The 20,976-nt window shown below is 63.4% G+C and carries 18 protein-coding genes; 7 read left to right on the top strand and 11 right to left on the bottom strand.

The genetic code is table 11. The features are described from left to right. Positions 1-89: 89 nt before the first annotated feature. The 6 genes from GGQ88_RS18665 to GGQ88_RS18640 form a co-directional block, all read right to left on the bottom strand. Complete coding sequence (locus GGQ88_RS18665; protein ID WP_183614983.1) at positions 90-1,340, bottom strand: tyrosine-type recombinase/integrase; 1,251 nt, start codon at positions 1,338-1,340, stop codon at positions 90-92. Between the two features lie 139 nt (positions 1,341-1,479). After that, positions 1,480-2,196 carry a tRNA (guanine(46)-N(7))-methyltransferase TrmB gene (gene trmB, locus GGQ88_RS18660; RefSeq protein ID WP_183614982.1) on the bottom strand — a complete coding sequence of 239 codons (717 nt, stop codon included), beginning with the start codon at positions 2,194-2,196 and terminating at the stop codon, positions 1,480-1,482. 66 nt (positions 2,197-2,262) lie between these two features. After that, positions 2,263-2,589 carry a hypothetical protein gene (locus GGQ88_RS18655; protein WP_221214775.1) on the bottom strand — a complete coding sequence of 109 codons (327 nt, stop codon included), beginning with the start codon at positions 2,587-2,589 and terminating at the stop codon, positions 2,263-2,265. Beyond that, a complete protein-coding gene (locus GGQ88_RS18650; protein ID WP_183614981.1) occupies positions 2,582-2,788 on the bottom strand; it encodes a hypervirulence associated TUDOR domain-containing protein in 207 nt (68 codons plus the stop codon). The genes GGQ88_RS18655 and GGQ88_RS18650 overlap by 8 nt, the downstream gene beginning before the upstream one ends. A gap of 125 nt (positions 2,789-2,913) precedes the next feature. Beyond that, positions 2,914-3,615, bottom strand: a complete 702-nt coding sequence (ctrA, locus tag GGQ88_RS18645; protein ID WP_183614980.1) for a response regulator transcription factor CtrA — start codon at positions 3,613-3,615, stop codon at positions 2,914-2,916. 308 nt (positions 3,616-3,923) lie between these two features. After that, positions 3,924-4,937 (bottom strand): tetratricopeptide repeat protein, encoded by a 1,014-nt coding sequence (locus GGQ88_RS18640; protein ID WP_183614979.1) that lies wholly within the window; start codon positions 4,935-4,937, stop codon positions 3,924-3,926. 237 nt (positions 4,938-5,174) lie between these two features. Between GGQ88_RS18640 and GGQ88_RS18635 the strand changes: the two genes are divergently transcribed. The 4 genes from GGQ88_RS18635 to GGQ88_RS18620 all read left to right on the top strand — a co-directional run bounded on the left by GGQ88_RS18635 (position 5,175) and on the right by GGQ88_RS18620 (position 11,700). Further along, a complete protein-coding gene (locus GGQ88_RS18635) occupies positions 5,175-7,751 on the top strand; it encodes a cyclic nucleotide-binding domain-containing protein (protein ID WP_183614978.1) in 2,577 nt (858 codons plus the stop codon). Positions 7,752-7,755: 4 nt separating this feature from the next. Continuing rightward, positions 7,756-8,652 (top strand): hypothetical protein, encoded by an 897-nt coding sequence (locus tag GGQ88_RS18630; RefSeq protein WP_183614977.1) that lies wholly within the window; start codon positions 7,756-7,758, stop codon positions 8,650-8,652. Positions 8,653-8,659: 7 nt separating this feature from the next. Continuing rightward, the gene (locus GGQ88_RS18625) at positions 8,660-10,543 is read left to right on the top strand and encodes a cytochrome c3 family protein (protein WP_183614976.1); all 1,884 of its coding nucleotides are present in this window, start codon (positions 8,660-8,662) and stop codon (positions 10,541-10,543) included. Positions 10,544-10,830: 287 nt separating this feature from the next. Then, positions 10,831-11,700 carry a phosphodiesterase gene (locus tag GGQ88_RS18620; protein ID WP_183615017.1) on the top strand — a complete coding sequence of 290 codons (870 nt, stop codon included), beginning with the start codon at positions 10,831-10,833 and terminating at the stop codon, positions 11,698-11,700. A 6-nt stretch (positions 11,701-11,706) separates the two neighbouring features. Here GGQ88_RS18620 and rpoN read toward each other — a convergent pair whose 3' ends face one another. Both rpoN and lptB read right to left on the bottom strand, forming a co-directional pair. Beyond that, complete coding sequence (gene rpoN / locus GGQ88_RS18615; RefSeq protein WP_183614975.1) at positions 11,707-13,218, bottom strand: RNA polymerase factor sigma-54; 1,512 nt, start codon at positions 13,216-13,218, stop codon at positions 11,707-11,709. Positions 13,219-13,243: 25 nt separating this feature from the next. Continuing rightward, positions 13,244-14,020: an LPS export ABC transporter ATP-binding protein gene (lptB, locus tag GGQ88_RS18610; protein WP_183614974.1), complete on the bottom strand. Its 777-nt coding sequence runs from the start codon at positions 14,018-14,020 to the stop codon at positions 13,244-13,246. A 206-nt stretch (positions 14,021-14,226) separates the two neighbouring features. Here lptB and GGQ88_RS18605 point away from each other — a divergent pair, with 206 nt between their 5' ends. Then, entirely contained in the window at positions 14,227-14,595 is a 369-nt protein-coding gene (locus tag GGQ88_RS18605) for a hypothetical protein (RefSeq protein WP_183614973.1), read from the top strand. An 89-nt stretch (positions 14,596-14,684) separates the two neighbouring features. Beyond that, on the top strand, positions 14,685-16,031 hold the full coding sequence (locus GGQ88_RS18600) for a TldD/PmbA family protein (RefSeq protein WP_183614972.1): 1,347 nt from the start codon (positions 14,685-14,687) through the stop codon (positions 16,029-16,031). 60 nt (positions 16,032-16,091) lie between these two features. Here the strand turns inward: GGQ88_RS18600 and ppa are convergent, their stop codons facing one another. From ppa to GGQ88_RS18585, 3 genes are all read right to left on the bottom strand, one after another. Then, the gene (gene ppa, locus GGQ88_RS18595; protein ID WP_183614971.1) at positions 16,092-16,631 is read right to left on the bottom strand and encodes an inorganic diphosphatase; all 540 of its coding nucleotides are present in this window, start codon (positions 16,629-16,631) and stop codon (positions 16,092-16,094) included. A 122-nt stretch (positions 16,632-16,753) separates the two neighbouring features. Further along, positions 16,754-17,407 (bottom strand): DUF1345 domain-containing protein, encoded by a 654-nt coding sequence (locus GGQ88_RS18590; protein WP_183614970.1) that lies wholly within the window; start codon positions 17,405-17,407, stop codon positions 16,754-16,756. Positions 17,408-17,409: 2 nt separating this feature from the next. Further along, the gene (locus GGQ88_RS18585; RefSeq protein ID WP_183614969.1) at positions 17,410-19,389 is read right to left on the bottom strand and encodes a M61 family metallopeptidase; all 1,980 of its coding nucleotides are present in this window, start codon (positions 19,387-19,389) and stop codon (positions 17,410-17,412) included. 103 nt (positions 19,390-19,492) lie between these two features. On the opposite strand from GGQ88_RS18585, the gene hisS reads away from it, so the two are divergent. Beyond that, positions 19,493-20,725 (top strand): histidine--tRNA ligase, encoded by a 1,233-nt coding sequence (gene hisS, locus GGQ88_RS18580; protein ID WP_183614968.1) that lies wholly within the window; start codon positions 19,493-19,495, stop codon positions 20,723-20,725. Positions 20,726-20,976 lie beyond the last annotated feature (251 nt).

The following is a 20,976-nucleotide window of genomic DNA, read 5'->3' as shown; positions in this document are numbered from 1 at the left end:
GAGCTTAAACTCCAAGCGACTGCGTAGGCTGGCATTGCGACTGATCCGAACCAGAAGCGGACACGAGGTCGCTCAGCCTATCGCAGGCGCTATGCAGCCTGTTCGATTTCAAAATCGGCAGGAGCAGGGATCAGGCTAGGGCCATGGCCCAGAACCGCCTGAAGGTGAGAACCCCAGTCCCGCATCGCTTGCTCTTTTTCTATCTTCCAATCATGTCGCTGATAGATCGCAGCGACCCCTGATCGCGACGCCCCGACGTGATTGAGGATCGCCTCGGTCACCTCGAACCTCACTCCCAAGCGCTGCAAACCGGTCGCAACTGTGCGGCGAAGGTCATGGAGGCGCCATGGGGCAACGGGCTCCCCGCCGTCCTCGTTGAGGAGTTTGTCGACCTTCTTCTTGCCCTTGTCGTAGGCAGTGAAATTATGACCCGTGGATGTCGCAAAAACACGGCCACGACGTGGCCAGTTAGGGCCGCGCGCGACTTCGTCGAGGATGGCGATAGCAAGATCATTGAGCGGAACTGAGTTTGGTTCTCCATTCTTGGCCCGCTCCGAGGGGAGGCGCCATAGCCGGTCAGCGCGGCTAACCTCTGCCCACGATAGACTGGCCACCTCCTCCCGGCGTTGCCCGGTTACGATGAGCAGGCGCACGATCGGCCCAAAGCATCGGTGGGTTTGCGGAGCCACAGTCCAGATGCGGCGCAACTCATCATCGGAAAGCCACCGATCCCGGGCCTTAACGGCCGGCGGTGTTTCCATACCCTCCATTGGGCTCCGGTCGATGTCCCCCCGGCTGATCGCCCATTTGAATAACCGGCGGAGCACCGCAAAAACATTCCGGCGATTCGCCTGCTGATTGGGCGGCATGCGATCGAAGACCTCGACCACGTCTATCCGGGTAATTTTGGTAAGGGCCTTATCCCGAAGCACCGGTTTGATGTGAATTCTCAAGCCCTGCTCGACGACGCGGCCCCAGCCTTTGGGGTCACAGGACTTGGTGAACCGATCTGCGTAATTCGAAAATGCCAGATCAACCGCTTCGCGGCGACGCTGCTTGTCCGCCTCGGCTGGATCGATGCCTTGTGCCACGAGAATCTGCAACCGTTCGGCTTCGGCACGCGCTGTGACAGGTGTCCAGGGCGAACCATGGCTGCCGATGGTGTAGCGCCGCGTCTTCGCTTCTCTACCGCCCATGCGATACTGCAACACATAGGTCGCCGCACCGGATGTCAGAGTCCTGACGCCAAACCCTTTCAGATCCTCATCCCAAAGGAACCCGTCAATGCCTGCTGCACGCAGCGCATCGACCGTCCGCTTGATGACCTTTCCTGTCGCCATTTGCGCCTCCGCTCAAGCCTCGTGACCCCTCTCGGTAATCACCGGGTAATCACCATAACGGAAATCGCGGGAAACTCCAAGCCACAGCATCGCACCTAAAACACTAGAAAACCTTTCTTTTTCTACGCCAGGCTACGCCTTACCTACGCCTAAATTTAAAGTACCAGACTTCGTGGCCGTAGACGGTCCGTGCTTTGTGTTCGTACCGCGTCTCCGGCCAACCGCCAGGTCGGACCTGAAAGTCGCGCGCATCGTTGATCAGCCATTCGAACTGGTGCTTGTGGCGACGCATGACCATCAACGCATGGCGCACGTAGACGTCATGGTCGGTGCCGAAGCGGAATTCGCCACCGGGGCGCAGCTTGGCGGCGATCAGATCGAGCGGCCCGTCGTTCATCATCCGCCGCTTGGCATGGCGCGCCTTGGGCCACGGGTCGGGGTGCAGCAGGTAGACGAACGACAGCGCGCCGTCGGGAATGCGCTGCAGGACCTCGAGCGCATCGCCGTGGTGGATGCGCACATTGCCCAGCGGGGGGTGGGTGCCGTTGTCGCCCGCGACATGGGTCAGCGCCTGCGCTACCCCGTTGAGGAACGGTTCGGCGCCGATGAAGCCATGATCGGGGAGCATGTCGGCGCGAAACGCCATGTGTTCGCCCCCGCCGAAACCGATCTCGAAATGGAGCTGCCGTGCATCGCCGAAGAGCGCTTCGGACGTGATCGGCCCTTCGCCGGGCATGGCGATCCGGGGAAGCAAGGTATCGACCAAACCTTGCTGGCCCTGCCGAAGCGGCTTGCCCTTGGCCCGGCCGTAGAGCCGGTTGAGCGTGATCGGATCACCGGATTTGTGCGCAGTCATGAGAGCCCTTGGAGTTGCGGGCCGCGAATTGGCAGGACATTGCGCCCGTGGCAAGCGCGCGGAACATCAGTCGAGCGTCTTGCGCTGGCGCCCGGCCCAGGCGCGCCCCGCATCGCCGCCCCAGAGCAACCAAGCGATGAACCCGGCAGAAGGCTCCCTGTCGGTGTTCCAGCCATCGCCCGCAGCATCCTTGTCGACCGCGTGGCGCGCGAAGTAGCTGTACATCGCCTTTACCTCGGTCGCGCTGAGGCTGTCACCGGCGGCAAGCTGCCAGGCGCGATGCAGGCCGACCTCGGTCCCACCCCTGCCGAAGCGCTCGCGCAGACGCAGTCCGCGCCGGGCCGCCGACGCCATCTTCGTGGTCGGCTTGAATGTGCGAGACGCTTCAGTCACGGCGCAGCGATTCCGGCTTGTGCGCGGCGCGCTTCCCTTCGCCGGTTTCCACGAGATATTCGGGATTGTCCTTCGATGCGGCGACCTTGTGGCCCTTGATCGTCATCGGCTTTTCGACCTTGCGAACGACCTTGCCGTGAGCTTCACCACCGTGGCTACTCCACGCGACCTTATCGCCTGCCTTCAGTTCCTTCGCCATGTCCCATGCTCCAGTTATCACTTGGGAAAAGCATCGGGCGACAACATCGGTTCCGGCGTGGACGGCCAAACGAAGACGGCCCGCCGATCAGGGCGAGCCGTCTTCGTGAAATCGGGAAATCCGCGTCAGGCGGCTTCGGTCGCCGCAACCTCATCGGGATCGCGCAGCACGTAGCCACGGCCCCACACGGTTTCGATGTAGTTGTCACCACCACAGGCGTGCGCCAGCTTCTTGCGCAGCTTGCAGATGAACACGTCGATGATCTTGAGTTCGGGTTCGTCCATCCCACCGTAAAGGTGGTTGAGGAACATTTCCTTGGTCAGCGTGGTGCCCTTGCGCAGCGAGAGCAGTTCCAGCATCGCGTATTCCTTGCCAGTCAGGTGCACGCGGGCGCCATCGACTTCGACGGTCTTGGCGTCGAGGTTGACCGACAGCTTGCCAGTGCGGATGACCGACTGCGAGTGACCCTTGGAACGACGCACGACTGCATGGATGCGGGCAATCAGTTCTTCGCGATGGAACGGCTTGGTCACGTAGTCGTCGGCACCGAAGCCGAACGAGCGGACCTTGCTGTCCATTTCGGAAATACCCGAGAGGATCAGCACCGGGGTCTGCACCTTGGCGACGCGCAGCTTTTTGAGCACGTCGTAGCCGTGCATATCCGGCAGATTGAGGTCGAGCAGGATGATGTCGTAATCATACAGCTTGCCCAGATCGAGGCCTTCTTCGCCCAGATCCGTCGAATAGACGTTGAACCCTTCGGTCGTCAGCATCAGTTCGATCGCCTTGGCGGTCGTCGGTTCGTCTTCGATCAGCAGTACGCGCATAGATCCGCCCCTTACTTGCCATTTCCCCGTGGCAACCAACCCTGGCTCAACCGGGATTGCATGCCATTAACCATAGGAGGAATGAACATGAAAGGTTAATTAGCTGTAAACGCAAGTCACGAAAGGCTGCGCATCGGGCGCCAATGCCGCAGTAATGATTCGAAATTCGTCGCGAATGATTCAAACATAAGTGTTTTTGGAGCAGATCGTCGGTGTGCCACAATGAATCATCCGTTCATTAGTGGCCGATCTGTCCGCGGATCAGGGTTAACGTCAGGAACTTGCGAATCGGCACAGGGTCCGTCGGTTCAGGCCCCGGCAACGCCGAGGCTCGACGCAGCCTCACGCAGTTTGCGCGCCGACGCGCCATCGTTGCGGAATGCCGCGAGCCCCTTCTGCAACGCTTCTGCGGCCTTGCGCGGTTCACCCAGTTGCATCCGGCTGCGCATCAGCATGATCCAGCGGTCGGCATTGGCGGGATCTTGAGCGAGCTTGGCTTCCAAGCTGCCGACCATCCCCTGAATCATCGCTTCCTGCTGCCCCTTCGGCAGGGCTGAGGCCGCCTTTATCTCGTCCGAAGTCGGTCCGGGAATGCCGGCGGCTGCCTTGTGCGGACCGTCGGTAATGACGCCATTGGCAGGCGCGGCGGGGTGGACTTCGGCCAGCCGCTTGTCGACCTCGATCTTCCACTTGGTGCCAACGTTGCGAATCACTTCGCGGATGTCTTCGGCATAGGGTGCGTCGGCGGGCGTATCTTCGAGCAGGCCGAACCACGCGTTGATCGCCTGACGATGACGGCCGGACAGGTCCATCGCGACGGCCTGGAAGTACCGCGCTCTCGCATCCTTGGGATCGAGCTTGATCGCCTTGTCGAACGCCGCCTTGGCATCGCGCGGCATCCGACCCTCTTCCTTGCTGGCAAGCACCAGCGCCTCGCCCAGGAACGACCAGGTCTCGGCATGTTCTGGGTCCAGCTTGGTCGCGCTCTTCAGCGCAGTGGCCGCCTCGGCATAACGCTCGGTCTGGAAATACGACCAGCCCAACATGCGCCAGCCTTCGGCATCCTCGGGATTTTCGGCCAGTTTCTTTTCCAGCTTGGCGATGACATCGTCGACCGAAGGCTGCTGGCTGGGTGTCGCGGCCGGCGGCTGCGCAGCGGGCGGCGGATTTTCCGGGCCACGCATCATCGCGTAGCCCCCGGCCCCTAGCGCAATCAACGCCGCCGCGGCCAAGGCGATCTTGCCGAATCGAGATGGTCCCGACGACACGACGTGCGCCGATTCGCCCGTTGCGGACTGTAGCGGTGGCTGGGGTTCGGTCATCGCTAGCTCCTGTCGGCGGTCATCCGTCGCACCCTTGCGCATATCCCGCCGGGCAGGTCCCGCGCAAGCCGCCAGACGTCTGGCATGAGGATCGTTCGCTTTGCCGCAAATTGCGGCTGGCTTTGCACGGCGCTTGCGTTAAAGTCAGCGGCAGACGGGGTTCGCAAATCGGATTTGAATAAGGGCAGGCGTGGGCACACGCGCCGTCCTTGCGCGCGATGCGGGGGACGCACACCGGTGGGCGAGGTTTTCAAGGTAGCGATTATCGGGTCGGGCCCTGCGGGTATGAGCGCAGCGGGCCGCGCGGCGCAGCTTGGCCTGAGCCATGTGCTGCTCGAAAAGACCGATCACCTCTCGGACACGATCTACAAGTATCAGAAGGGCAAGCATGTGATGGCCACGCCATCGCAGCTGATCCTGCGGTCCGATCAGGAGTTCGACGCCGGCAAGAAAGAAGACATCCTCGACAAGTGGCAGCGCCGCACGACCGATCTTGGCGTCAACGTGATGTTCAACGCGGACGTAAAGTCGATCAAGGGCACCGGCGAGGCGATCCCCGGCTCGATCCAGAAGATCGTTTCGCGCGCACGTGACGGTTCGTCCACGACCACCGAACTGCAGCGTTATGCTCCGCCCTATGCGATCGAGCTGACCAATGGGCAGACGGTCATCGCAGAAAACGTCATTCTGGCGATCGGCACGCAGGGCAATCCCAACCTGATGCGCTGCCCCGGCGGCGACCTGCCCCACGTCACCTACCAACTCGACGATCCCTATGCAGTGCTCGACCAGCATATCATCGTGGTGGGCACAGGCGACGCCGGGATCGAGAACGCGCGCGGCCTGGTCGAGGATTCGGCACAGGGCAACACGGTCACCGTGCTCAACCGCAGCCCAAAATCGACCAACGTGCGCGAAAGTTTTGCGACCGCCAAGGAGCCCAACGCCAAGGCGCTGGTCGAAGACGACGCGGCAGGCAAGCTGTCGATCCGCTACGAGACCGAGACCAAATCGGTCGAGCCCGGCTGGATCACGCTGTCCACGCGCGATGGCGAAGAGCGCATCCGCTGCGACCGGATCATCGCGCGAATCGGCTCTGCCCCGCCCCGCGCCTTCGTCGAAGGGTGCGGCATCGAATTTGCCAGCGCCGACCGCCTCGCCTTCCCGACGCTGACCCCGCAATTCGAATCGACCGCGCCTGGCATCTTCGTGATCGGTGCATTGGCGGGTTACCCGCTGATCAAGCACTGCATGAATCAGGGCTATGACGTCGTCGAATTCGTCAATGGCAACACCGGCCTGAAACCTGCGGACGAGCCACTGCTCGAAGCCAAGTTCGCAGGGCTTCCGGGCAAGCGTTCGGTCAATGAATGGTTGGAATTCCTGCGCACGAATGTCGCGATCCTCGACGGCATGACCACGCTGCAGCTGCGCGAATTCATGCTCGATTCATCGGCGCGGGCCTATGCCAAGGGCGCGACGATCTTCGAGAAGAACGATCCGGGCTCGTCGCTGTTCGCGATTGCTTCGGGTTCGGTGCACGTACGGCTCGATACCAACGATCCGTCCAAGATCGTCGCCATCCCCAGCGGCACGATCTTTGGCGAAGTCGGCCTGATCTCGGGCCGCAAGCGCGGCGCGACGATCGTCGCCGCCGAAGACACGATCTGCATCGAAATCAGCCGCAACGCCGCACTCAAACTGCAAAGCCAGGTGCCCACCGCCAAGCGCGCGATCGAACGCATTTCGACCGAACGCCAGATCCTGCAGATGTTCGGCTCGGGACTTACCAGCGCCGACATCGCCGAAGTGGTCGAGACATCGAAGATCCAGCAGGTTCGTGCAGGCGAAGCGATCATCAACGAAGGCGATGAGGACCGCGACATCTACGTGATCCGCGTCGGCTCGATGGTGGTGGAAAAGGAAGTCGGCGGGAAGCCGGTGTTCCTGTCGTACCTGCCATCGGGGTCCTATGTCGGCGAAATGGCGGTGATCGACGGCGGCCAGCGCACCGCTACGGTCCGCGCCGCGATCAAGAGCGAAGTGATCAAGATCGACGGCAAGGCTTTCCGCCGCGTGCTCGCGGCCAAGCCCGCGCTGCTCGAACGCGCGCGCAAGGAAATGGAGGTCCGCCGCAAGACCAACGCCTTCATCGAATCGAAGAAGGACAGCTTCTCGGGCGTGGTCGATCTCTATTCGGAACAGGCCAAGTTCCTGGTCGCGCAAGGGCTGGGCGAGGCAACCGACGTGCTGCTGATCGACGAGCGGCTGTGCGTGGGCTGCGACAACTGCGAAAAGGCCTGCGCCGACAGCCACGATGGCCTGTCACGATTGGACCGTGAGGCGGGCAAGAGCTTCGCGCACCTCCACGTGCCGACATCGTGCCGCCATTGCGAACATCCGCATTGCATGGCCGACTGCCCGCCAAATGCGATCCATCGCGGGCCGGACGGCGAAGTGTTCATCGACGATACCTGCATCGGCTGCGGCAACTGCCAGCGCAACTGCCCCTATGGCGTGATCCGGATGGACAAGGTCCCGCCGAAAAAGCCTTCGCTGCTCAACTGGCTGCTGTTCGGCGCCGGCCCGGGACCGGGCGAGCCATCGTACAAGTGGTCGAAGAAGAACACCAAATACACCGGCAACCCTGCGGTGGACGAGGCGCTCGACCGCAAGAAAGCGATCAAGTGCGATATGTGCGCAGGGATCGAAGGCGGACCCAGTTGCGTGCGCGCCTGCCCGACGGGCGCTGCCATCCGCGTTTCGCCCGACGAGTTCCTGACCGTCGCCCGCCTCGAAAACGAAGGGGCCTGAGCCGATGGCGACCATCGCACCCAAGAAACGCACCGGGGCCAGCCGCGAGCGCACGAGCACGCACGAAGGCTTCCTGCGCCACAACAACATGTTCTGGGCCAAGCTTTCGGCCGCGCTCGCGATCGCGCTGATCGCGCTGTACATCTTCGTGCCACTGTCGGGGCAGCACTTCGGATCGAGCTGGCTGGGCTACACGCTCGGCACGATCGGCGCGCTGCTGATCCTGTGGCTGACCATGCTGGGCATGCGCAAGCGCGCGATCACGCCGGGCCGGTGGAGCCTCAAGGCGTGGACGTCGGCGCATGTCTATCTCGGCCTCGGGTTGACCGTGGTCGGCACGCTGCATTCGGGCTTTCACTTCGGCTGGAACGTCCACACGCTGGCATGGGCGCTGATGCTGCTCGTCATCGCCTCGGGGATCTTCGGGATCTGGGTCTATGCCACCCTGCCCCGCGCGCTTTCGGAAAATCGCTATGATCAGGAAGGCGCGATCACCGAAAAGCAGATGATCGAGTCGATCCGCTCGCTCGACCGCCAGATCCACGAGGCGGCCCAGCCGCTCGACAGCGAAACCGCGATGCTGGTCAATCTCAGTCTCGAAGGCGATCCGTTCGCGGGCAGCTTCCGCAACCGGCTGACCGGCAATTATCCCAAGTGCGCCACGCGCACCGCCGCCGCCGAACTGCGCCGGGTGCGGGCGTATAAGCCACGGACGAAGAACGATCCGCTCGACAAAGTCGACCAGTTGCTGACCCGCAAGGAAGCCATGCTCGGCCGGATGCGACAGCACCTGAAGCTCAAGTCATGGCTACAGGCTTGGCTCTATATTCACGTACCCGTGACCTTCGCGCTGATTGCGGCGCTTTCCGCCCATGTCGTCAGCGTCTTCTTCTACTGGTGAGCGCAAGATGAGCTTTATTGTCCGCCAGATCGCGCTCAAGTCCAGTGGCGAGGAAATCGTCCGCTCCTCGAGCTACGACATCCCCGAACTGTCAATCGGTCGCGAGGCCGCGTGCGCGATCCATCTGCCCGACCTTGCGGTCAATCCGCTTCATGCGCGGATCACCCAAGGGGCAGACGGCCTTCTGAGCGTTTCGGCGCTTGCCGAACAGCCGTTCGAGGTCAACGGGCGCAGCACGCTGCAGGCACAGGTCGATCCGGCGGTCGGCGCCGAACTGTCCTTCGGCAGCCACCGGATCGTGGTCGCGCGCGACGACGAGACTGGCGCGGCGACGCTGACCGTGCGCCGCGTCGAGGCAATTTCGGATTCGGCCGAAGACAAGGACATCGGCTCTGTCTACACGCTCAAGGGCTTGCTCCCGGGTAAGCGCGTGTCCGCCTGGACGTTTGCGCTGCTCATCCTGATCTCGTTCGTGGCGTTTCCGATCTACAGCTACATGACCTACAAGCCGCTGACGATGCAGGAAAATGCGCGACGTCCCAATGGCTTCCATGCCGATCAGTCTTGGTCATCGGGCCCGCTCAGCCTTGCGCACAAGAGCCTCGGAGGCGATTGTCAGGCCTGCCATACGCAAGCCTTCGTCGCTGTGACCGACAACGCCTGCCTCACCTGCCACACCAAGGACGCGCACCAGCACGTTGCCGATCAGGGCCGCCTGCTCAAGGCGCGCGGCGAACCGACCGGCCTCGCCGCGCTCCAGCGCGCGGTCGCCACCACGTTCAATCGTCCAGCGGGCAGGTGTGTCGATTGTCACACCGAGCACGAGGGCGCGGCTGCTATGCCGGCAACCCAGCAGAAATTCTGCGCCGATTGCCACAATGGATTGAAGAGCCGCTTGCCCGACACGAAGATCGCCGATGCCGCCGATTTCGGAACGGCCCACCCCCAGTTCAAGCCCAATATCATTGCGGGCATGGACGGGGCCAAGCCGCTGTTCCAGCGCGCTTCGTGGTCGCCTGCGCTCAAGGAAAACAACGGTCTCAAGTTCACGCACGGCCAGCATCTTTCGAAGACCAACGGGATCGCCCAGATGGTCCGCCGCATGCCGGGCCGCTTCGCCGAGAACGACGGACTGGACTGCGCCGACTGCCACAAATCGGATTCGACCGGCACGCGGTTCAAGCCCGTAGTGATGGAGGATTCGTGCCAGTCCTGCCACTCGCTCAGCTTCGACCAGGTCGGCGGCACCTTCCGCACCTTGCGTCACGGCGAGCCCGAACAGGTCGTTGCCGAACTGCGCTCGTTCTATCGCGGCGGTGCCCCCGCCCGCCCGGCCAACCTGTCAGGCATGGCCCGCCGTGTGCCCGGTGACGCCGCGCTGCGCTCGACCGCTGCGGATTACGCCCGCGCAGTACGCTTCTACCCGACCCGTGCCGAACAGGCCGTGGCCCAAGTCTTCTCGAACGGCGGCATGTGCTACGACTGCCATACCGTGACGCGTGGCGGTACGGCGGCGAGCGGCGGCTTTGCCGTGGCCCACGTTGCGCAGAACAATCGCTACTACCAGAAGGGCTGGTTCGACCATAAGCCACACAAGAACAGCGACTGTGCCGATTGCCACGTCGCGGCCGGCACTTCGAACAACGCAACCGATCTGCTGGTCCCCGGGATCGACGGCAAGGGCGGCTGCCGCACGTGTCACGTCGGCGGCGAAGGCGCGAAACTTTCTACCGTTTCGGTCAAAGAGCCGGTCGATTCGACCTGCGCGATGTGCCACTCCTATCACATGGACGACGGTGCACCGTGGGCGCCAAGGAAAGACAGAAAGAAGGACGCTGCGCAGACCGTGGCTGTGGCCGACAGGCCCCGGTTCCCGGTAAAACTGCACTAGAGCCAGATGACATAAGATTGCACCGCCGTGACGGAGGCACTTTTGGCCCAGCACGAGGAAAGAGGAGGGAGCCATGCCATTGTATAGTGACCGACGATTGACGCTGTGATGGGCCAAAAGTGCCCCGCCGCATCGCGGTTGCGACAGGAAGCCTCTCGGCCAGCGTCGCGTTGTTTGTCCGGGCAACCAGCCTGGACTGCACAACGCTCCTTGCCGAGAAGCTTCCTGTCGCAATCCCGGCGGTGCAATCTTATGTCATCTGGCTCAAGACGTCCCGGCGGGGGATAATGCTGATAGCGCAGGTCACCGACATTCACCTGGGGTTCGAACCTGACTCCCCGGGTGAATTCAACAGGCAGCGGCTCGACCGCGTGCTGACGGAGCTGGCTGCGATGCAGCCCCGCCCCGACCTGCTATTCGCCACCGGTGACCTGATCGACCGGGGGGACCGCGAAAGCTACGAGCGTCTGCGCGAGGCTTTTGCAAACTTGCCCTTCCCGGTTCACTACGCGCTTGGCAACCACGACGTGCGCGCCACTTTCGCCGAGGTGTTTCCACACGTTCCGTTGGACAACGGATTTCTGCAATACGTCGTCGAAACGGGTCCATTGCGGATCATCGTCCTCGATACGCTCGAAGAAGGTCGGCATGGCGGCGCATTCTGTGCGGCCCGCGCGGCGTGGCTCAAGGCCCGTCTCGACGAGGCGCCGGAAGCCCGCACGCTGATCGTCCAGCATCACCCCCCCGTCGAAGTCGGCATCGCGTGGATGAACACCGACCCTGCCGAACCGTGGGTCGAGCGGCTGGCCTCGTGCCTGCGCGGTCGCAGCAACGTGATCGGCATCGTCTGCGGCCACATCCACCGCGCTGTCGCTACGGCGTGGGAGGGAACGATCGTCGCCACCTGCCCGTCGACCGCACCGCAAGTGGCACTCGATCTTCGCCCGATCGACCCGTGTGTCCCTGATCAGCGCAACCTGATCATCGCCGATCCGCCGGGTTTCGGCCTCCACTGGTTCAACGGACGCGAGCTGATCACGCATTGGGATACGGCGGAGGACCATCAGGTGCTCGCACGATATGACGATAATCTGCAGGGGATGATCCAGCACATGCTGGCCGAACGCCCCGGTTCTGCGCCGGATCAGGCGGCTTAGCGCCCGCTAACGCACCCCGGCCAGCGTCTTCTGCCGCCGCCGCTGGACCGAGCTGCCAAGGCCGATGGCTTCGCGATACTTGGCGACCGTGCGACGCGCGAGATCGAAGCCCTTGGCCTTGAGCAGATCGACCAGCGCATCGTCCGACAGCACCGCGTTTGGGGTTTCGGCATCGATCAACTGTCTGATCGCCGCCTTCACCGCCTCGGCCGAGGCTCCTTCGCCGTCGGATGACCCGACGCCTGAGGTGAAGAAGTACTTCAGTTCGAACGTCCCGCGATCGCAGTGCAGGTACTTGTTCGAGGTCACCCGGCTGACGGTCGATTCGTGCATGGAAATCGCATCGGCCACGGTGCGCAGGGTCAGCGGCCGCAAATGCGCCACGCCGCTGCGGAAGAAGCCGTCCTGCTGCTTCACGATTTCGGCCGCGACCTTGAGAATGGTCTTTTGCCGCTGGTCCAGCGCCTTCATCAACCAGTTGGCGTCGGCCAGCTTCTCGCCCAGCCACGCCTTGGCGTCCTTGGTCATGCAGGCTCCGCGCATCTTGACGTAGTAGCTGCGGTTGACGATCAGGCGGGGCAACGTCGCCTGGTTGAGCGCGATGTCCCAGCCGCCCGTCTTGCCGGCGCGTATGAGGATGTCGGGCGCGACCGCCTCGGCCACGCCCCCACCAAAGCCCATGCCGGGGCGGGGATTGTAGCTGCGCAATTCGGCCAGCATATCGGCAAAATCTTCGTCGTCGACCTGACACAACCGCTTGAGCCGCGCGACATCGCCGCGCGCAACGAGTTCGAGGTTGTCGATCAGCCGGGCCATGCACGGATCGTAGCGATCGGCTTCCTTGGCCTGCAGCGCGATGCATTCGGCAAGGTTGCGCGCGCCGACGCCGGTCGGGTCGAGCGATTGGACCATGCCGAGTGCCCGCTCGACGACCATCCCCGAAAGGCCGAGCGCCTTGCACGCCTCGCTCACCGTGATCGTCAAATAACCCGCCTCGTCGATCTGGTCGATCAGCCAGCGGGCGACGAACAGCAGTTGCGGGTCGGACGTCGTCGCGCCGATCTGGGCGTGAAGGTGTTCGGCCAGCGTCTCGTCCGAGCCGCCGCGCTCGTCGATGTCGATGCCCTCGCCGCCGCTTCCGCTGCTCGACGAATCGCGCCCCGAAAACAGTTCTAGCGCGCTGCCGCCAAAGTCACCGTCGCCGGTGTCCCGGTCACGGTCGAGCGCGCTCGCGTCGATGTCGAGCGGACGGTCCTCGGCCACGCGGCCCTCGGCGACAAGCTGGTCCACCGGCGATGATTCAAGATGCGTCCGGCGCAGATCCTCGGGCGCCATGTCTCCCGGCTCCGGCGCGGAGGATTCGCCGATCTCGAGCAGTGGATTAGCGTCGATCGCCTCGCCGATGAACGTCTCAACCTCGAGGTTCGACAGCGCTAGCAGCTTGATCGCCTGCTGCAGTTGCGGCGTCATCACCAGCGACTGGGATTGCCGGAGATCGAGTCTCGGGCCCAGCGCCATGGTCAGATGCCCCCTTTGCGGGCCATTACAGGGTGAAGCCCTCACCCAGGTACAGACGGCGCACGTTGGCGTCTGCCACCAGATCCTCGGGGCTGCCCGCGAACAGCACCTGCCCACCATAGATAATGCAGGCGCGGTCGACGATATCCAGCGTTTCGCGCACATTATGATCGGTGATCAGCACCCCGATGCCGCGCCCCTTGAGATCGGTCACGAGGTGGCGGATGTCACTGATCGACAGCGGGTCGATGCCCGCGAACGGCTCGTCGAGCAGGATGATCGAGGGCCGCGCGGCAAGCGCCCGCGCGATTTCGCAACGACGGCGCTCACCGCCCGAAAGCGCCATGGCCGGGCTCGACCGCAACCGCGTCAGGCCAAATTCGTCGAGCAGGCGCTCCAATTCGGCTTCGCGCGTGACTTTGTCCGGCTCGATCAGTTCGAGCACCGTGGCGATGTTCTGTTCGACGGTCATGCCCCGGAAAATCGAGGTTTCCTGCGGCAGATAGCCGAGGCCCAGCACCGAGCGGCGGTACATCGGCAGTTTCGTGATATCGACGCCGTCAAGCAGGATGCGGCCCGAATCAGGGCGCACCAGACCCATGATCGAATAGAAGCAGGTCGTCTTGCCCGCGCCGTTGGGGCCGAGCAGCCCAAGCACTTCGCCCTTGCCCACCGACAGCGAGATATCGCTGAGCACAGCGCGCTTGTCGTAGGACTTGGCGATCGACACGACCTCCAGCCCGCCCTGCGGTATCGGCGGCGCGGCACTGGTCGGCTTGGTCAGGTCTGCAGTCACAGTCATCGATCTGGCTCGGTTCTTTTCAGGCGCTTGGGCTTCTCAATAGCGGTTCCGTCACCTTGTTCAAACCCCGCAGCTGCAATCTGGCAGGATTTATGCATGCCGCGGGCTCTGTCCTATCCCGGGAGAGTTAGCGGTGGATTAACCTTGCGGGCAGGAACGACGCATGTTCTATTGCCGGGGGAACTGGATCAAACAGGGGAAGCGCCGTGAACAAGGCCCTCCAGAACGAGCATGCCAAGACCGTGCCTTCGGTCGATTGGCGCAAGAAGATGAGCGATAATGTCGCCTACGGCTTGCTGGTCTACACCGGGCTGCAGATTTTCGTGACGATGCACGAAATGCAGGGCAGCAGCACTTCGATCCTGCCTGTCTTCGTGCTCGTACTGCTTGTCGCGGCCATTATCCCGCTATTCCGCCATTTCGAACGCCGCTGGGAACACCTCAGCGACGAACAGGCACACAGTCTGGCGTTCAAATCGGCGTTCCGTCGTGATCAGGTCAAAATCTGGGCACTGGCCGCGCTCCTGCCGTTCGTGATCACCGGGTGCTTCAAGCTGCTCACCCTGCTGGCCTGAACGCGGAAAACTAATCGCCGCGCCGATTGCCCCGGTCCCGAGGGAGCGCTAGACGCGCGCAGCGCATTCCCGCTGCGAAAGGCCTTTTCATGCTGTCACCCGCACAAGCCCAGGAGCGCTGCGAAGCGCTGGTCGATCGTGCGCGGCGCGCAGGGGCCGATGCCAGCGACGCCGTCTACGTCGCCAATGCGTCCGAATCGGTGCAGGTCCGGCTCGGTGCGCTGGAAGACGTGGAGCGGTCCGAATCCGAGCATATCGGCTTGCGCGTGTTCGCAGGCGGCGCTTCGGCATCGATCGGATCGACCGACCTCGGCGATGCTGCGCTCGACGAGCTTGCCAGCCGCGCGGTTGCGATGGCCAGACTCGCGCCTGCCGACAAATTCGCAGGTCTTGCACCCGAAGACCTTCTGCTGCGCGCAGGCGTGCCCGATCTCGACCTCGATGACCCCACCGAACGCAGCCCGCTTGAACTGCGCCGCCTTGCCGAGGAGGCCGAAGATGCCGCGCGCAGCGTTGCAGGCGTGACCAACAGCGAAGGCGCAGGCGCCAGCGCCGGGCGCGGCCTGTTCGCGCTCGCCACCAGCCACGGATTTGCAGGCGCCTATTCCGCATCGAGCCACAGCCTTTCGGCCAGCGTCGTCGCGGGCGAAGGCAGCACGATGCAGCGCGACTATTCCTGGCACAGCACGCGTCATGCAGCAGACCTGCTTGCTCCCGCCACAATCGGCAGCGAGGCCGGAACCCGCGCGGTGTCGCGGCTCAATCCGGGCCGGGTCAAGAGCGGCCAGTTCCCGGTCGTGTTCGATCCGCGCGTCGGCAATTCGTTGGTCGGGCATCTGCTCGGCGCGATGTCGGGCGCGTCCATTGCCCGCCGCGCCAGCTTCCTGCTCGATCGCGACGAACAGCAACTGTTCGATAGCGCCATCACCATCTCGGACAACCCGCACGTCGCGCGCGGCATGCGTTCGCGCCCGTTCGATGGCGAGGGCCTGCCCACGTCCCCCCGCAACTTCGTCGAAGGCGGCCGGATCACCGGCTGGCTGATGGACACCGCAGCATCGCGCCAGCTCGGCAGCAGCCCGACCGGCCACGCATCGCGCGGCAGTTCCGGGCCGCCGCACGTCACCGCCAGCAACGTCGTCCTCGGCCCCGGACGGCAGACCCCGGCCGAACTGATGGCCGACATCGCCGACGGCATCTACGTCACCGAACTGATCGGCAGCGGCGTCAACGGCGTAACCGGCGATTACAGCCGTGGCGCGTCAGGCTTTCGCATCGTGAACGGCCAGATTGCAGGCGCGATCGCCGAGTTTACCGTTGCCGGAAATCTGATCGACATGTTCGCCTCGCTCAGGGCGGCCAACGATCTAGAGGTCTATCGCGGAATCGACGTACCGACCTTGCGCGTCGACGGTATGAGCATCGCGGGCGACTGACACAGGAGGGGCCGCAAGTCCGGATGAACTTGCGGCCCCTTTGCTGACTTGACGTGCGACTCAGGCTGGCTTGGCAGCCTTGGCGCGCTCGATCGCCTCGATCGTGACGCGGCGGGCTTCGTCAGCCCCGCCCCATACGCCGACGCGCACCCACTTGTCCTTTTCCAGGTCCTTGTAGTGCGTGAAGAAGTGCTCGATCTGCTGCATCACGATCTCGGGCAGATCTTCGCGTTCCTTGACGTCCGAATAGTACGGGAAGGTCGAGTCGACCGGCACACAGACCAGCTTTTCATCGCCGCCATGTTCGTCTTCCAGATTGAGCACCGCAATCGGGCGCGCGCGCACGACCGAGCCCGCCAGGAACGGCGAACGCGCGATCACCAGCGCGTCGAGCGGGTCGCCATCGGGCGACAAGGTGTGCGGCACGAAACCGTAGTTTGCCGGGTAGCGCATCGGCGTGTGCAGGATGCGGTCGACGAACAGCGCGCCCGACGCCTTGTCGAACTCATACTTTACCGGCTCGCCGCCGATCGGCACTTCGATGACGACGTTGAGGCTTTCGGGCGGATTGTCGCCGGTCGGAATCATGTCGATGCGCATGGATTTACCCTGTTCTTTGGGATGGAAAAGATGCCACCGCCCCTAGCGAAGCCGCTTGTGCACCGCAACAAGACTTATGGATGAGTGTGCTGCCGATCCTCACCTGCGGGGGAAGATCGCAATTATCCCAGTGCGTTGATCGTGAAGGCGATCACGCCGATGTTGAAGATGAAGGCTGCGAACGAATGGAGCGTCGCGATGCGGCGGATCGAGCGGCCGCTGATTTGCACGTCCGACGTCTGGAAGGTCATTCCCAAGGTAAAGCTGAAATAGGCGAAATCGAGATAGTCGGGGGCATCGTCACCCGGAAAGTCTATCCCGCCCGAATCGCCGCCGGTCTTTGGACGGCTGGAGTAGTAAAGGTGCGCGTAATGCAGTGCATAGACACTGTTCGCGAAGAGCCAGGTGAGAATCAGCGTGCCGACGAGCTTGACCATCGACATCCGGTCGCCCGCAGAGGCATTGGGCAATTCACCCGCAATCGCGGCCATCACGACAAGCGTTGCCACTGTGGTGACGATCAGCACCAACATGCGATTGGCATCGTTGGCATCGGCATGATGGCGCAGCGTCGCGGCGTCGGATTTGCGGGTCAGCGGGATCAATGACAGCAGGAACACCAGTGCCGCCAGATCGAAGCTGAGCACCACCGCATCTGCCAGATCGCCAAAGTCCAGAAACCACAAGCCGCCAAAACTGGCGATCAAGGTGCCCAGAAACAGCAGAAAGCGCGGTGGGGCAATGCGATTGCCCAGCCCCACCGCCTTGCTTGCCACGATTACTTCTTCTTCTTTGCCGCAGCCGCCACGCCGCCGGGGCGCTTCGGCGTCAGCAGCAGGTCGAGCCCGGTCGGCGCCTTGCCCGGCGCGACGCGTTCGAGCCACGGATAACGCAACCCGTCCTTGTAATCGATCTTCACTGTCTCGAAGCGGCTGCCGCGCTTGACCAGCAGTTCGAGCGGCGCACCCTTTTCGCCCTTGGCGGCGGTCACCGCCTTCTTCATGTCATCGGCGCTGTAGGCCGTGCCATTGACCGCGGTGATCTGCATGCCGCTGACGATGCCCGCGTTGAACGCCGGGCTGTCCCACCGGCTGCCGGTGACCTTGCCGTCCTTGTCGATCGAGATGCCGACCGAATTGGCCAGCGACAGGCCTTTGCCGAAGTCCATCGCGGCCTTCATGTAGGGGTTGGGCTCTTCCTTCCAGATCAGCTTGTAGCCGCCCTTTTCGATCCCGTTCAGCGGCGCGGGCTGGCCCGGCTGGTTGATGCGGGTTTCGATCAGCTTGGCCCAGTCATAGGGGTAGAGCGCATTGAGCTTGGTCACGATCTCGTCGACCTCGAACGGGATCTGGCCCCAGTCGCCGTCGCGCATGCCGAAGAACGACTTGGCGAAATCGTCGATCGACTTCTTGCCGCCGGTGCCTTCGCGCAGGATCTGGTCGATCTCGAGCCAGACCAGCGCGCCTTCGGTGTAATAGTCCTCGTTGCGCGCGAGCGAGCTGTAGGGCTTGGGCTTGCGCGAAGCGAAGACCGGATCGAAGCCGGTATCTTCGACCGAGCGCCATTCGCGCCCCGGTTGCTGGGTGAAGCCACCGGCCCACGAGGCCAGCATGCCCAGAACGATGTCCTTGTCCTGCATGTTCGAACGCGCGGCCAGAACGGCACCCCAGAACTGGTCCTGGCCCTCATAGGTCCACAGCAGATCGCCCTGCATCGGCTGGCGATAGTCAGGCGTCCACAGACGGGCCGGGCGGCGGAACTTGCCCGACCACGAGTGCGAGTATTCATGCGGCAACAGGTTGCGGTCCCAGCCCTGCTTGTCCCACTCGGTGAAGGCCTCGGGCTCAAGCTGGTTTTCGCTCGACCGGTGATGTTCGAGGCCGATGCCGCCGATCTTGTCGGACAGCGCCAGCAGGAATTCGTAATGGTCGAAGTGGTTTGCGCCGAACGCCAGCCGCGCCTCGCTAACCAGCGCCTTGTGCGCATCGATGTGCTCGGGCTTGGCCTCAAGCTGCTCGGGCTTGTCCGCCACCACGTTCAGCGTGACGTTCTGTCCGAGGTCCCACTTCTTGAAATACTTGCCCGCAAAGATCGGCGAATCGACCAGCGTTTCGTAATCGGTCACCGCCCAGGTCGCGCGGTTGCCCGCCATCGTCATGCCATCGAGCGCGGTGGCAGGCGTCCAGCCTTGGGGGAAGGTGACGGTCGGCTTGACCTTGATCTGCCGCACGTAATATCCGGCGGGGTACAAGCTCATCTTTTCCCACTGCAGGTTCAGCATTTCGGGCGTCATCGTGATGCGCCCCTCGGCCGATTGCAGCGGCGAGGTGTGGATGAACTTGGCGACCACTTCCTTCGCGCCCGCAGGCAGCATCACGTGGAATGCGAAAACCTCGGTCCGGTCACGCTTCCATTCGACCGGCTTGCCATCGACGAAGAACTTGATGTCGACGAGTTCCGACAGCGTACCGCGCGGACCATGGTTGCCCGGAAGCCACTGCGGAAGCTGGACGATCAGTTCCTTGGCACCTGCCGCCACCGGGATCGTCTGCGTGACGCGGTAATCGCCGCGCGTGATGTCCGATGCGTCGATATCGAGCAGCATCGTGCCGGGATAGGGCACGTCCTGCGCGTCTGGCACGGTCTGCGTGATCGGCACGGCCTTGGGCGCGGAATTGCCGGGCGCGGTCTGCGCGATCGCGATGGTGGATACGGAAAGGGCGAGGAGGAGCGGGGCAGCCGCGAGTTTCTTGATCATGCAGCATTTCATGGCCTGAAGCGGTCACATTCGCAACCATCGCGGCGCACCTTTTTGTCAGTGCTTTTCGTTTGCGCACATTCGGGCTAATCGCGCAGCCATCATGAGCCAACAGACCCCCCAAGCTATTCGCGGCACACAGGACATCTTCGGTGCCGATGCCGAGGCCTTCGCCTTCGTCGTCGAGACCTTCGAACGCGTGCGCAAGCTCTACCGCTTCCGCCGCATCGAGATGCCGGTGTTCGAGAAGACGGCGGTGTTCTCGCGCTCGCTGGGCGAGACGACCGATGTTGTTTCGAAGGAAATGTACTCGTTCGAGGATCGCGGCGGGGAATCGCTCACGCTGCGGCCCGAGTTTACGGCGGGTATTGCGCGCGCCTACATCACCGACGGCTGGCAGCAGTACGCGCCTTTGAAGGTGGCGACGCACGGCCCGCTGTTCCGCTATGAACGCCCGCAAAAGGGCCGCTACCGCCAGTTTCACCAGCTCGACGCCGAAATCATCGGCGCTGGCGAGCCGCAGGCCGATGTTGAACTGCTGGTGATGGCGGATCAGTTGCTCAAGGAACTGGGTATTGCTGACGGCGTGACGCTGCAGCTCAACACGCTGGGCGACGGTGCCAGCCGCGATGCCTGGCGCACCGCGCTGGTCGAATACTTCCGCGCGGTGAAGGGTGATTTGAGCGAGGATTCGCAGGATCGGCTTGAGCGCAATCCCTTGCGGATTCTGGATTCCAAGGACCCGCGCGATAAGCCGTTCACGGCTGATGCGCCGAAGATCGACGATTACTTGAGCGCTGAGGCACAGGACTTCTTTGCCAAGGTGACCGGCGGTCTGGATGCAGCTGGAGTTGCATGGACCCGCGCTCCGGCACTGGTGCGCGGGCTGGATTATTATCGCCACACCGCATTTGAGTTCGTGACGGACCGGTTGGGTGCGCAGGGCACCGTGCTGGGTGGTGGGCGTTACGACGGGCTGATGGAAGCGCTCGGCGGTTCGCCCACGCCTGCCGTTGGCTGGGCTGCGGGGATCGAGCGGCTGGCGATGTTGGTTGGGACGCGTGATGACGTTCCGCTTGAGGTGGTCATTGCCGTCGAGAATGACGCGCTGATCGACTTCGCGCACGCAAAGCTTGCAGAATTGCGCCGCGCAGGCGTGACATCGGAAATGGTAGCATCGGGCTCGCCCAAAAAGCGCTTCGACAAAGCCGCAAAGATGGGATCGCTGCGCATTGCCTCAATCTCACTTCGTGACGGCAACACGGTCGTGAATGTCCGAGGTGAAAACGATGACGACGCGCGCACCGCTTTGATCCACGGGATTCTGAATCCGTGATTACGGCTAGCCAAGCAAACCCTTCATTTTCTTTCACTTCCCGCCCCTCCCCCTTGAGGGGGAGGTTGGGTGGGGGTGTGCGAACGCCAGTACGGACGCGCGGCCTTGCCGCGCGGGGGGGGCGCCCCCCCCCCCCCCCCCCCCCCCCCCCCCGGGCGGGGGGGGGGCCGGCCCCCCCCCCCCCCCCCCCCCCCCCCCCCCGACGCGGGCCGGCGGAGCGGCGGAGGACCGCCGACCGGCCCGCAAGAGAC

The sequence above is a fragment of the Novosphingobium hassiacum genome (assembly GCF_014196055.1).
Lineage (GTDB): Bacteria > Pseudomonadota > Alphaproteobacteria > Sphingomonadales > Sphingomonadaceae > Novosphingobium > Novosphingobium hassiacum.
The sequence above is the reverse complement of the archived record's forward strand: the minus strand, read 5'-3'. Positions and strand labels throughout refer to the sequence as shown.

Coding starts and splice junctions, on each gene's coding strand:
- GGQ88_RS18665 (WP_183614983.1), bottom strand. CDS start 1,340: ATGGCGACAGGAAAGGTCATCAAGCGGACGGTCGATGCGCTGCGTGCA.
- trmB (WP_183614982.1), bottom strand. CDS start 2,196: ATGACTGCGCACAAATCCGGTGATCCGATCACGCTCAACCGGCTCTAC.
- GGQ88_RS18650 (WP_183614981.1), bottom strand. CDS start 2,788: ATGGCGAAGGAACTGAAGGCAGGCGATAAGGTCGCGTGGAGTAGCCAC.
- ctrA (WP_183614980.1), bottom strand. CDS start 3,615: ATGCGCGTACTGCTGATCGAAGACGAACCGACGACCGCCAAGGCGATC.
- GGQ88_RS18640 (WP_183614979.1), bottom strand. CDS start 4,937: ATGACCGAACCCCAGCCACCGCTACAGTCCGCAACGGGCGAATCGGCG.
- GGQ88_RS18630 (WP_183614977.1), top strand. CDS start 7,756: ATGGCGACCATCGCACCCAAGAAACGCACCGGGGCCAGCCGCGAGCGC.
- GGQ88_RS18625 (WP_183614976.1), top strand. CDS start 8,660: ATGAGCTTTATTGTCCGCCAGATCGCGCTCAAGTCCAGTGGCGAGGAA.
- GGQ88_RS18620 (WP_183615017.1), top strand. CDS start 10,831: ATGCTGATAGCGCAGGTCACCGACATTCACCTGGGGTTCGAACCTGAC.
- rpoN (WP_183614975.1), bottom strand. CDS start 13,218: ATGGCGCTGGGCCCGAGACTCGATCTCCGGCAATCCCAGTCGCTGGTG.
- lptB (WP_183614974.1), bottom strand. CDS start 14,020: ATGACTGTGACTGCAGACCTGACCAAGCCGACCAGTGCCGCGCCGCCG.
- GGQ88_RS18600 (WP_183614972.1), top strand. CDS start 14,685: ATGCTGTCACCCGCACAAGCCCAGGAGCGCTGCGAAGCGCTGGTCGAT.
- ppa (WP_183614971.1), bottom strand. CDS start 16,631: ATGCGCATCGACATGATTCCGACCGGCGACAATCCGCCCGAAAGCCTC.
- GGQ88_RS18585 (WP_183614969.1), bottom strand. CDS start 19,389: ATGATCAAGAAACTCGCGGCTGCCCCGCTCCTCCTCGCCCTTTCCGTA.
- hisS (WP_183614968.1), top strand. CDS start 19,493: ATGAGCCAACAGACCCCCCAAGCTATTCGCGGCACACAGGACATCTTC.